Source organism: Mucilaginibacter sp., assembly GCF_028288185.1.
Classification (GTDB): domain Bacteria; phylum Bacteroidota; class Bacteroidia; order Sphingobacteriales; family Sphingobacteriaceae; genus Mucilaginibacter.
Genome location: NZ_JAQBOF010000015.1, coordinates 1 through 13,246 on the forward strand (window position 1 = coordinate 1; position 13,246 = coordinate 13,246).

Below are 13,246 nucleotides of genomic sequence, written 5' to 3' on the forward strand. Positions count from 1 at the left end.
TGATGAAACTTGATGTAAAAACAGTAAAAAGCGCCTATAGAAGCAAAGAGCATATCAACATTAATTTAGAAGCAAAAGACAGTAAAGGCAAAGGCGTGCCGGGCAACTTCTCAGTGACGGTAATTGATGAAAGCAAGGTACCCGTTGATGAAAGTTTAGAGAATACCATATTTACCAATATCCTGCTGACATCGGACCTGAAAGGTTATATAGAAAGACCCAATTACTATTTCGCCAACGAAACCGATGAAATAAACAAAGCGTTAGATAACCTGATGATGACGCAAGGCTACCGCCGTTTTACATGGAAGGAATTAAATAATTCGATAAACACAAAACCTGTTTTTGAAGCCGAGGGATTGGGTGTAAATATATCGGGAAGGGTAACTACGCTTAACGACAAGATATTGCCTGGCGCTACAGTTAATCTGATATCTTTAAGAGCTAAGATCACACAAAATACCAAAACAGATGCCAACGGCAAGTTTAGGTTCGAAGGCATATTTTTAATGGATAGCATTAAGTTTGCGGTGCAAGCCCAAACCGCAAAAAACAGTAATAAAGTTAAGCTTATATTAGATAGCATCCCTAAAATGCTGATAGCCAAAAACCGTAACCTGGCCGATGTTAACTTAAACATAACTGGCACTATACAGGCATATATTGATAACAGCAAAAAGCAGGATGAGCTTTACGAAAAAACAGGCCAGCTGGATAAAGTACAACGGTTAAAAGAAGTACGGATAAAGGCAAATAAAATTGTAGTGCCTATATATGCTACACAAGGCATGTTGCGTATACCCGAAGGGCATGCAGATAGAACAGTAGTATTAAAAGATATTGAACATTGCGCGACACTTGGTATTTGTCTACAGGGGTTATGCGGTAACGTTAGGTTTTTATCCTATCAACCAGATGCTACCACGCCTATGATTTTAAGCTTCCCTTATGCATTATCGCAAAAAACCACTCCCCCGGAATGGGTACCAATGGGAGTTATTCTTGACGGGCGCGGTCTTGGTTCTAGCGAGCTTTATGGTGTATTTGAAGGCGGAGAATTAGCACTTGAGGACATTGTTAAAATAGATGTTGTAAACAATAACCAGGCATTAATGAGTATGTTGAGTGGCCCTAATACGCCGGTTTTATTAATATATACCAATAGGGGGAAATTAAGGAGATACTACACGCCAAATATGGCCAATATAACCCCCAAAGGCTTTAACAAAGCGCGTGAGTTTTACTCGCCTAAATATGATAGGCCCAGGGGCGACGCCGATAAACTACCCGATCTGCGCAGCACCATTTACTGGAACCCGTATTTAAAAACTGACGCAGCAGGCAAAACCAGCTTTAGTTTTTATAATGGCGACGGACCGGGCACTTACAAAGTAGTTGTAGAAGGCATTAACGCTGATGGCGAGCTGGGAAGGCAGGTTTATAAATATACGGTTGATTAAAATTTGGCGGCTGTACAATTGCAATCAGGGCAAACGCATTAAAATTCTGATTTATTTTTACAAGTCGCCTTAAATAAAGCGACTTGTAATGAATTTGCCCTGGATTTACACCCATTGGCATTTATTAATGAAATATTACTACTTTTATTGGCATAAAGCCGGTTACCATGATCGGGCATTTAACCAATTCTATTAACTGAAGTAATAATAATAACCTGATGAAGAAAAATCTGATTCTTTTGCTATTGCTTGCGCTGTTTTTTAAAGCAGGCGCACAAAACATTTCGTTAACCAAAGGGTGGAAACTATCTATTGGCGATAACCCCGAATGGTCATCGCCGGGCTTTGACGATAGCGGCTGGCAAGCTGCCAACGTATCAAAAAACTGGGAACAGCAAGGACACCCCGACTACGATGGTTTTGGCTGGTACCGGTTGCATGTAATCATCCCATCATCCATAAAAGAAAAATCTTATTTAAAAGACAGCGTGCTGATTAGCCTGGGCAGTATTGATGATAATGACGAAGTTTACCTTAACGGTACGCTTATTGGCAAATATGGCGGCCACAAGGGTAGTGATATAAAAAGAAGTCGTTACGGCCCGCGCAGCTATAAAATAGCGGCAAATAACCCAGCCCTTTTATGGGATAAGGTAAATGTATTGGCGGTGCGTGTTTATGATACCGGCGGAGACGGCGGTATGTATGGCACCAATTTTAATATCCACATGGTGGATATTATGGAGGGCGTACATTTTGATACCGGCAGCGATTTTAGCTATGGCGAACATAATACGCTGGGCAAATCTATAGGGATCAATACCAGTAATAATTACCCTTACAAGGGCACATTATCCTTTAAAGTTACCGACCCCGAAACAGGCGCGGTTATTTTAAGCAAGAAAACAGATACTGCACATTTTACTACAGGCGTGCCATTTTCATGGTGGTTTACCTTTTCGGCAGCTAAAAAGAAATCGTATTTAATTACCTATACTTTTAAAGACAAGAAAACCGGTGTTGAGTTGTCAGAAACAGAAACTACGCCTTATATACTTACACCGGCAGTATCTAAAATACCTAAAATAAATGGGGCTGCTATATTTGGTGTGCGTCCCGGCCACCCGGTATTATATTTAATACCTGCTACGGGTAAAGCTCCCTTAAAATATAAAGCTCAAGGTTTACCTGCCGGATTAAAACTGGATGCCGCAACCGGCATTATCACCGGTACGGTAGATCAAAAAGGATCATATCCTATTGTTTTTACAGTAAGCAACAAACTGGGCAGCAATACAAAAAAATTCACGTTAGCTATTGGTGATAATGTTGGTTTAACCCCTGCATTAGGCTGGAATAGCTGGAACGCCTGGGGACTTAGCGTTAACGATGAAAAAGTGCGTACATCTGCCCGCGAAATGGCCGGGCGGCTAAGCGTTCATGGCTGGTCATACATTAATATTGATGATGGATGGGAAGCCGCAAAACGCCAGGATGACGGCAAAATTACGCCCAACGAAAAGTTCCCGGACATGAAGGGGCTTACGGGCTATATACATAGTTTGGGTTTGCGTATGGGTATTTACTCATCGCCGGGTCCGCGTACTTGTGGCGGCTATTTGGGTACCTGGCAGCATGAAGATCAGGATGCGCAAACGTATAGCGACTGGGGTATTGACTATTTAAAATACGACTGGTGCTCGTACGGCGAAATTGCCCCACGTAACCCTAACCTGGAAGAAATGAAAAAACCTTACCTGGTAATGCGCAGCTCGCTGGATAAAGTTAACCGCGATATATTGTTTAGCTATTGCCAATACGGTATGGGCAGCGTATGGACCTGGGGAGCAGAAGCTGGCGGTAATAGCTGGCGCACAACAGGTGATATAACTGATACCTGGAACAGCATGTCGAACATTGGCTTTAACCAGGATAAAATGGCACCTTATGCCGGTCCGGGACATTTTAATGATCCTGATATGCTAGTGGTAGGCAAAGTAGGCTGGGGCCCAAGCCTGCATAATACACGCCTTACTTTTGATGAGCAATATACCCACATCAGTTTGTGGAGCTTACTAGCATCGCCATTATTAATTGGCTGCGATATGGGCCATCTGGATAGATTTACGCTAAGCCTGCTTACCAACGATGAAGTACTGGCCATAGACCAGGACGCGTTAGGTAAAAGTGCCCGCCAATACATTAAAAAAGATGGCTACCAGGTTTGGGTTAAAGAGCTAAAAGACGGCGGCAAAGCTATTGGCTTGTTTAATACAACAGATAGCTATCAAACCATCAGCTTACCAAAAAGCGATGCGGCATTAAAAGGTTATACAAAATACAGAGATGTTTGGCGCCAGCAAAATGTAACATCAGCAAGCGGCAGAGTTGCGCCGCACGGTGTGTTGTTGTTGAGGGTTGAGAAATAGATTATTTAGTATCAAGTAGCTAGTATCAAGTATAAAGACAAAAAATTTTGCTGCTTGATACCAGCTACTCAATACTCTTTACATCTTTCGCACATTAAAAAATACGCTTACCTTTGCGCGCAATGAGCAGAGGAGCAAAGAACCAGGTTTTTAATGATGTAACCATTATTGATATTGCCGAAGAAGGCAAGGGTGTAGGCAAGGCAGACGATTTCGTGCTGTTTGTAGAAAAAGCCGTACCCGGCGATGTGGTTGATGTACAAGTTTACCGCAGTAAAAAGAACTTCGGCGAGGCTAAGATCATCGGCCTAAAACAAGCCAGCGAACACCGTGTTGAACCCTTCTGCGAGCATTTTGGCACCTGCGGCGGCTGTAAATGGCAGCACATGACGTATGACGCGCAATTGCAATTCAAACAAAAATCAGTAAGCGATGCCTTGAGCCGTCTGGCTAAAATTGAGGTAGATGGGACGATGCCTATTGTGCCATCGCCTGCCGATAGGTATTACCGCAACAAACTGGAATTTACCTTTAGCAACAAACGTTGGTTGTATGACGGCGAGAGCCGCGAGGACGAAGCGCTGAACATGAACGCGCTGGGATTTCATATCCCCGGCCGTTTTGATAAAATACTGGATGTGCGCCACTGCTACCTGCAGGCCGATCCAAGTAACGATATCCGCAACCGTATTGACGAATTTGCCAAGCAAAACGGGTACACCTATTACGATCTCCGTAACCATACCGGCGCTTTACGTAACCTGATAATACGCACCAGCAGTACCGGCGAGTTAATGGTGATCGTTGTTTTTGCTTATCCGACAGAAGAAGAAGTAAACAAACTGATGGCTTTTGTTGAAGCAGATTTCCCGGAGATAACCTCGCTACTTTACATTCTTAACGAAAAGAAGAACGATACCATTTTTGATCAGGACGTTGTTGCCTGGAAAGGCCCGGAATATATCCATGAAGAAATGAATGGAATAAAGTTTCGCATCGGCCCAAAATCGTTTTATCAAACTAACAGTATACAGGCCCTGCGCCTATATGAAATAACCCGCGACTTTGCCGGCTTTAAAGGCGATGAGCTGGTTTATGACTTGTACACCGGTGCCGGTACCATAGCCAACTTTGTAGCTGGTAATGTACGCGAAGTAGTGGGTGTAGAATACGTACCAAGCGCTATCGAAGACGCCAAAATAAACAGCGCCATCAATAACATAACCAACACCAAGTTTTACGCGGGTGATATGAAAGATGTACTATCTGCCGAGTTTGTGGCCGAACATGGCAAACCTGATGTAATTATAACCGATCCGCCGCGGGCGGGTATGCATCCTGATGTGGTAGCTCGCCTGATGGAAATTGAAGCCGATAAAATAGTTTATGTAAGCTGCAACGCCGCTACCCAGGCCCGCGATCTGTTGGTGCTGAAAGAAAAATATGATACGGTTAAGATACAGCCTGTAGATATGTTTCCGCATACACAGCATGTGGAGAATGTGGTTCTTTTAAGAATCAAGAAGTAAGAGTCAAGAAGCAAGAAAAAGAATAATATATGGAACCGGAAGAATTGCTTAATGAAAACCGTGGCGAGGCGCAGAAGCCTGCGGCTGATAGTCCGTTGCTTAGTTTGCAACGCGATCTGAAAACGTTTAGTGAATCGATACGCGAGGTTGCGGTTGAGATCATGGTGGAGGGATTGTCTAAATACCCCATCTTCATAGCGCATCAGCATGAAATAAAACTAGGCGAACTGATATTGGACCGATTTGAACTAAATACCGATTGGAGCATACACGCCTCAACACTGGAAGAGTTTTTAGAAGTAGGTGTAATTAAGCCTGAACTAAAAGATAGGTTCATCACTAATTACAAAAGCGCCAAAGATTTTATGTGCGTTTTTGTTGTAGTACCCGAAGGTGCAAACTTTGTGTTTGTGCCGTATGAGTAGGGATAGTATATTTACATTAATTACAACGCTATGCCAGATCAACCATTACTCATTTTAAACAGCCAGCAAATACAGCAAAAGATTGCCCGGATTGCTTACCAGATACTGGAGGATAATTTTGATGAGAAAGAAATTATCATAGCCGGTATGCTGCCGCGTGGCGGTTTCCTGGCTGCCCGCTTAAAAAAGGTGCTGGATAACATCGCTCCGTTTAAAAGCAAAGTACTCACTATTGATTTGGATCGTTTTAGCACCAGCCTAAACGCCAAAATAGATTTTGATATAGAACAGTGTAACGATAAGGTGGTTATTTTGGTAGATGATGTACTAAATAGCGGCAAGTCGCTGGCCTATGGTTTCGGCGTTTTTTTGGATGTGCCGTTAAAAAAACTACGCACTGTTGTATTGATTGATCGTAATCACAAAAGTTTCCCTATTAATACCGATTACTCGGGCATTGCGCTATCAACCATTATTAAAGAACATATTGACGTAGTGTTGAGCGAGAATGGTGAAGATGATGCGGTTTATTTAAGGTAATTAGCCCCCTCTAAATCTCCCCCGGTAGGGGAGACTTTATATATCCTATTAAAAAATATTATATCTATGTCAGAAGAAAACTTGAATGCTTCAAGATCAGAAATTGATTGGTGGGATAAACTTTCAGAATATCAAAAGCAAAATATTAATGAAGGGATAAAAGATGTCGAAGAAGGGCGTGTAGTTTCTTCTGAAATATTTTGGGAAAGATTGAGAAATGGTTAATAGCCTTAAAGCTTTGACAACTTTTTAAAAGTTGTCAAAGCTGCCTTTTTTAAAAAGTCTCCCCTACCGGGGGAAATTTAGAGGGGGCTAAGTCAACTTCTTATACTTTATCCTCTTCGGCCCCACATCGCCTAAACGTTTCTTGCGATTTTCTTCATAATCAGAGTAGTTGCCCTCGAAGAAGTAAACCTGCGAGTTGCCTTCAAACGCTAATATATGCGTACATATCCGGTCTAAAAACCACCTGTCGTGACTGATGATTACCGCGCAGCCGCCAAAGTTTTCCAGTGCTTCTTCTAATGCACGTAAGGTATTAACGTCAATATCATTAGTAGGCTCATCCAACAGCAATACGTTACTGCCTTTTTTTAGGGTGATAGATAAATGCACGCGGTTACGCTCGCCACCCGATAGTACACCTACTTTTTTCTGCTGATCTGCCCCGTTAAAGTTAAAACGCGATACATAAGCCCGCGAATTTAAGGGACGATTGCCTACCATAATGGTTTCAAGTCCGCCGGTTACGTTTTCCCAAACAGATTTATTAGGGTCAAGGTCATCATGCATTTGGTCAACATAACCCAATGCGACAGTTTCGCCTACGCGGAACGTGCCCGAGTCGGCAGTTTCCTGCCCGGTAATTAAGCGGAACAGGGTAGTTTTACCCGCACCGTTTGGCCCGATAATGCCGACAATTCCGGCAGGTGGTAGTGAGAAATTCAGGTTATCAAACAATAACTTATCACCATAGCTTTTGCTTACGCCGTTGGCCTCAATAACCACATTACCCAAACGCGGGCCGGGCGGAATAAACAGCTCCAGTTTTTCTTCGCGTTCTTTTGTTTCTTCGGACGCTAATTTATCATAATTTGATAAACGTGCCTTTGATTTGGTGTGGCGGCCCTTTGGCCCCATGCGCACCCACTCCAACTCACGCTCTAACGCTTTTTGACGCTTACCTTCGGTTTTATCTTCTTGTGCTAAGCGTTTTGATTTTTGGTCCAACCATGAAGAATAGTTGCCTTTCCATGGTAAACCTTCGCCGCGGTCAAGTTCTAAGATCCAGCCGGCAACATTGTCCAAGAAGTATCTATCGTGGGTTACAGCTATAACGGTTCCTTTGTATTGTTTTAAGTATTGCTCCAGCCAGTCAATAGATTCGGCATCTAAGTGGTTGGTAGGCTCATCCAACAATAAAACATCAGGTTCTTTTAACAACAAGCGGCACAAAGCCACACGGCGGCGCTCGCCACCCGATAGTACCGATATTTTGGTATCAGGCTCGGGGCAGCGCAAGGCATCCATGGCCCGCTCCAGTTTGGTATCCAGTTCCCAGGCGTTTACGGCATCTATCTGGTCTTGCAGTTCGCCCTGGCGGGCCATCAGCTTATCCATTTTATCGGCATCGCCATAATACTCTTCCAGGCCAAACTTCTCGTTTATCTCTTCGTATTCTTTAAGCAGGGCGGTAGTTTCGCTTACGCCTTCTTCTACAATTTCGCGTACGGTTTTATTAGGGTCAAGCTCGGGCTCCTGGCTTAAGTAGCCAACGGTATATCCCGGCGAAAATACCACTTCGCCAATATTGGTTTTATCAATGCCTGCAATAATTTTTAGCAGGGACGATTTACCCGAACCGTTTAAACCTATAACGCCAATTTTAGCGCCATAAAAAAAGCTGAGGTAAATGTTTTTTAATACTGTTTTTTGCGGGGGATATACTTTACTAACCCCGGCCATTGAAAATATGATCTTCTCGTCTGCCACGTGTTTAATGAGTGATTGAGTGAATTATTGAATTATTTACTGATAGGTAAATATCGGTGCAAATATGAGCAATAAGAAAGCCAAGTGCAAACCATTAGCGTGTTTATGCCAACAAATGAGCCAAATTCTAAACCGCAACTGCCAGATACTAATTCATTGTTCGTTAGGCTTGTTTGTTAGTGTACATTGTCATACTATTACAAACCAAACTTATAGCAATAGAAGGGAGTTTAACTCTTTTTAACAGGACATAAATCTTTGATTTAATATTATTTATTTATCATTGGAGAAGGAAAACCAATCCCTAACTTATCACATTGTCACATGCGTCTACCAGTTATAGTTAATAAACTAATTATATCCTGCTGTTTGCTTATAATAACAGCCACTTCTGTTTTAGCCCAAAAAGTTATTAAAGTTGACTCCAGTCATGTCATGACCTTACGGGTCGATCCGTCAAATGCCAGCGGAGGTAATGTATCTGATGTTTTTGCCGAGGTTAATTATATCCCGCTTGAAACTACCGATGAAAGCCTTTTTGGCAGCATAGGCAAGCTGGAAGTCACCGATGATTACTTTATTATACTGGATCATAATACCCATTGCATACTTATTTTCACCAAAACAGGTAAGTTTCATGCTAAAATAAAAAGCACCGAGGGCAAAAACATGATCTACGATTTTGCCATTAATAAATTTACCAAACAGATAACATTTAGCCGCGATGGGTATAAAAACATGACCACTTGCGATTATGACGGAAAAGTAATTAAAACAACAAAACTTGGCGGCGAAACCGCTAAGGATGAGATTAACAGTGATAATCTAATCTATTTCGCGCCAGACAAGGCGATAGGGACTTATTATTATAATGAGATGGATAGTACAGATAAGTACTACAAAACCTTCTCTAAATCATTGATACTGTACGCCGACAATAAACACAAGGTTTACGCACACGGTTTGCCATTTAAAAAAGCCGAAAGCAAATTGGGTAATGAAATATTGTATGCAGGTAATAGCACCCAAAACATAACCAATGCCGGTATTGATACCGTGTTTTTTTACTCTAAAGCTTACAATTACAGTATTTTTACCATAACGCCAAACACTATAAAGTATGCTTATCAACTGATATTCCCGTTGTACGCATCGTTGCCGATAGATTTTTCTGTTAACCCAATTTATAAGGAGAAACGGATAGAATATATTGAAAAACATCGTGACGCAATTTTTAGCCTTACCAATGTTTTCCAATCGGGCGATAACCTATTTTTTAAGGCAAGCATTTATGGAACTACTAAAGAGGATAACCTCATATACAACTTAAAATCGGGCAATTTAATAGCTTATAAACATATCCAACCCGATGAAAAATCATTTTATTTACCCATCTCTGAAGATAACTGGAACTTTGCAGGTATGCTAACCAATACCGGCGGTTACCTTTATACCGCAGTATCATCATTAGCTACATTTACAGCTTATGAACAGAATAAGGATAACAAAGATGTTAGAAATTTACACTATAACCCTGTTTTAACCCAGTATTTTAAAAAGGGTAACCGTAAAGATAACCCTTGCATAATTCAACTTAAACTAAAGAATGATCTGTAGATCATCCCCCTCCATCTAATAAACCAAAACCTAACCAACTAATACAGTTAACGTGAAGATAAAATTTAAGTTGATCCTGGCTTTCATGGTAATTGCCCTTGCAGGTAATGCCGCGTTTGCACAAAAAAAAGATTCCATAGGTACAGGCGCGGTCACCGGCATTTTAAGAGATAGTGTACATAATTATATTATGCAATCTGCCACTATGGCTATTTATAAAGTAGCGGGTAATGAGTTGGTAAACTATCAGTTAACTAACAATTTTGGCAGGTATCAATTTAAGCAGGTTCCGGTTGGTATCCCGTTGCGCGTTATAGCTACCCATGTGGGCTACATATCAGCAAAAAAAGATTTTATCATATCGCCAAAAACAAAAACTATTGATTTGAAGGTTCTTAATATAGACCGCATAGACCTCTCGCTTAAAGAGGTTACCATAGCCGCCGCCGCGCCACCAATGCAAATGCATGGCGATACATTGGAGTTTAACGCCAGCGCATTTAAACTGGATACCAATGCCGTAGTAGAAGACTTGCTGCGTAAACTGCCAGGTGTTACCGTTTGGGCCGATGGCGTAATTACTGTTAATGGCCGCAAAATTAGCAGGCTATTGGTTGAGGGTAAAGACTTTTTTGGCGGCGATAATAAAATAGCACTGCAAAATATTCCAAAAAATGCAGTGCAAAAAATACAGGTTTATCAAAACCGGGACGACAAGAATAACATAGCCCCGCCAACAGAGATGAACATTGTACTTAAAAAAAACAGAAAGGATGGATTTTTTGGCAAGTTTGGTGTAGGCCTGGGTACGCAAAAACATTATGCCGGCGATGGAATGATAACCTATTATTCGCCTAAAACGCAGGCCAATATAGTTGGTGCGTATAATAACGTAAATAAATCCGCAAATGATGTAAATACCTTAATGGGCTTTAACTCTTTTAAAGGCGAAGGCATAAATAATGATTATCATAGCGATTTTACCCGCCAGGGCCAGAATGTTTTTAAAGGCGGGGGCTTTACCGCTTCGCATGATTTTAGCAGCGATGCCGATACCAGGCCTGCTTATTATAAAACCAATTTATTAAAAGGTGAGTTCTTTTTAAATGATGCTTCAAACAATACCATCGCCGATAGTAGGACAAAGGTTTCACTAGGTGCTAATGGTAATCTTGATCAAACGTCACACGGCACCAGCGTGGGCGATAATTTTAGCGACAGAGGAAGTGCAAACTATGATAAAAGATTTGAGCACTATTCAATATCGTCATCATTTAATTTCAACGATAGCAGAAACAATTCGTTAAATACACAAGATCAGGCTTCTGTTAATGATTTGACATCGCAGAAAACCCACAACCTGGCGCAGCAAACGGCTTCATCGTCACAAACAAGCGCCAAAGGGTACGCGTCACTTAGCACCAATAGATTTTTTGATAATGGAAAGCATAAGTACAAATCATTAAACATGGATTTGAATTACGCTTTTAGTTTAGAAGACGGGACGCGTAATAGCAAAAACATCACTGATTTTACAGCCACCGATGCAACACAGAACAAATACTTTAACAGGCAGTATTTAACAGATTTTAATAGCAATACACATACAATCAACGCCACATTTAGAGACATTGGCAGCTATTTTAGAAAATTCAGCCAGCCTATTATTACCATGGATTTTAAAAATAGCCTTGATATTAGGGATTATCATGAAGACAACAATGTGGGCGACCTGGCTGCCGCTGGCGCAAGCTATACCCCAAATGCAGGGTTAACCAACATTAGCCACTACAAAACCATTGACGAAAAGCCATCGATAAGTTTCAATAAAAATCATTACAAGGGTTTGGATAACAGGTTTTATAAATCATGGTCAGCATCTGTTAGCGCGCAGGGGCAGGTCTATATGCAAAGAAATTCGGCATTGCAGTCTTTCCAAAACCTGGATCGTACGTATCATTATTTTATCCCAACAGCCAGCTTTAGTTTTTATAATGATCAGTACGGCGATTACACAAGCCAGTACTCCCTGAATTATAATACTACTGTGCATTTTCCAACCGTTAGCCAGTTAACACCGCTAAATGATAACGCCAATGTTTATAGCATAAGCCTGGGTAATCCTAATTTGCAGCCGGCCTATGAACACAATTTAAATTTCTACTACAATTATTACCAGCAAGGTGGTAAAAACGCCATAAACGGTAATGCCAGCATATCGGCCAGTTTAGTTAAAAGAAACATGACCGACAGCACCAACTATGACGCGTTGGGCCGTTATATACGTACAGTTATTAACCTGGGCGACAGGAAATCAATTAATTATAACGGTTCTATCCACAAATCCTATAAAATAAAAGAACAGCAGTTTAATATCACCGGCAATTCCGGGTTAAATTATTCAGACTACCTGACAAGCGTAAACGGTCAAACTTATCAAACACATACCACAGGTGTTAGCGCATCATACGTGTTGTTATACAATTACCAATCGCTTTGGTCGGCTGGCGCGGGCGAGTATTTCTCTGGTAACAAAACCAACCAGGGCAGGCTGAGCCAATCTACTTACTATAACTGGACAACCAATTTTGGTTTTGCTTTCGCGTTCCCTAAAAGTATATTCTTTAATACGCGGGTAAACTTTAATAACAGCAAATCATCAGCCGTTGCCAATAATGTTTACTACACCATCTGGAATGCCGATGTGGGTTACCGCTTCCTAAAAGGGGCAGAGGCCGAGATCAAACTTTCTGCACTGGATATATTGCATCAAAACAGATCTATTTATAACTACGCAAACAGTAACAGTATAACTACAAGCACAGCTAATGTTTTACAACAATATTTTATGCTGACACTGGCTTATTACCCGAGAAAATTTGGTTTGAAGAAGTAAGCTAAAGTTTGCAGTTAGAAGTTGGCAGGTTGAAGTGCCCACTGCCAACTCCTAACCGCGAACTAATATAAAGCGTGCCGTAATGTCACAATTGTATGTTTCAACTGCCTTTTTTTCCACAGTTGTTAAATTTCATTCCTTAATCAACTAAACTATTACCCGTTACGTATATCAAATAGATAGTTAATCACGTTATCAAAGTAAAAATTAGTCATAACACGTTAATTTTTGCTGATAAATGTTGCATAAAGTTTAACTTTTAATAGATTGCACATCATAATAGTGTCTGTTTATTGTTTAGCGTAAAAGTTGGCAACAATATTGTTGATAAGTTAAGAAACAACACATTCTAACTATA

At 41.2% G+C, this 13,246-nt stretch carries 9 protein-coding genes; 8 read left to right on the forward strand and 1 reads right to left on the reverse strand.

Annotated features, from left to right (window positions below):
• The 6 genes from JWQ34_RS06855 to JWQ34_RS06880 all read left to right on the forward strand — a co-directional run.
• On the forward strand, positions 1-1,460 hold a 1,460-nt coding region (locus JWQ34_RS06855; RefSeq protein WP_299355817.1), incomplete at its 5' end, for a carboxypeptidase-like regulatory domain-containing protein.
• Positions 1,461-1,678: 218 nt separating this feature from the next.
• On the forward strand, positions 1,679-3,889 hold the full coding sequence (locus JWQ34_RS06860; RefSeq protein ID WP_299355819.1) for a putative Ig domain-containing protein: 2,211 nt from the start codon (positions 1,679-1,681) through the stop codon (positions 3,887-3,889).
• A 122-nt stretch (positions 3,890-4,011) separates the two neighbouring features.
• A complete protein-coding gene (gene rlmD, locus JWQ34_RS06865) occupies positions 4,012-5,418 on the forward strand; it encodes a 23S rRNA (uracil(1939)-C(5))-methyltransferase RlmD (protein ID WP_299355821.1) in 1,407 nt (468 codons plus the stop codon).
• 29 nt (positions 5,419-5,447) lie between these two features.
• Positions 5,448-5,843, forward strand: coding sequence for a hypothetical protein (locus JWQ34_RS06870; protein ID WP_299355823.1), 396 nt, complete (start codon positions 5,448-5,450; stop codon positions 5,841-5,843).
• A gap of 30 nt (positions 5,844-5,873) precedes the next feature.
• Positions 5,874-6,383 carry a phosphoribosyltransferase family protein gene (locus tag JWQ34_RS06875; protein ID WP_299355825.1) on the forward strand — a complete coding sequence of 170 codons (510 nt, stop codon included), beginning with the start codon at positions 5,874-5,876 and terminating at the stop codon, positions 6,381-6,383.
• 66 nt (positions 6,384-6,449) lie between these two features.
• A complete protein-coding gene (locus JWQ34_RS06880) occupies positions 6,450-6,608 on the forward strand; it encodes a hypothetical protein (RefSeq protein WP_299355827.1) in 159 nt (52 codons plus the stop codon).
• A gap of 87 nt (positions 6,609-6,695) precedes the next feature.
• On the opposite strand, the gene ettA is transcribed toward JWQ34_RS06880, so the two are convergent.
• Entirely contained in the window at positions 6,696-8,375 is a 1,680-nt protein-coding gene (gene ettA, locus JWQ34_RS06885; protein WP_299355829.1) for an energy-dependent translational throttle protein EttA, read from the reverse strand.
• Positions 8,376-8,699: 324 nt separating this feature from the next.
• Here ettA and JWQ34_RS06890 point away from each other — a divergent pair, with 324 nt between their 5' ends.
• The gene (locus JWQ34_RS06890) at positions 8,700-9,992 is read left to right on the forward strand and encodes a 6-bladed beta-propeller (RefSeq protein WP_299355831.1); all 1,293 of its coding nucleotides are present in this window, start codon (positions 8,700-8,702) and stop codon (positions 9,990-9,992) included.
• 52 nt (positions 9,993-10,044) lie between these two features.
• The gene (locus JWQ34_RS06895; RefSeq protein WP_299355833.1) at positions 10,045-12,888 is read left to right on the forward strand and encodes an outer membrane beta-barrel protein; all 2,844 of its coding nucleotides are present in this window, start codon (positions 10,045-10,047) and stop codon (positions 12,886-12,888) included.
• The last annotated feature ends 358 nt before the right edge of the window (positions 12,889-13,246 follow it).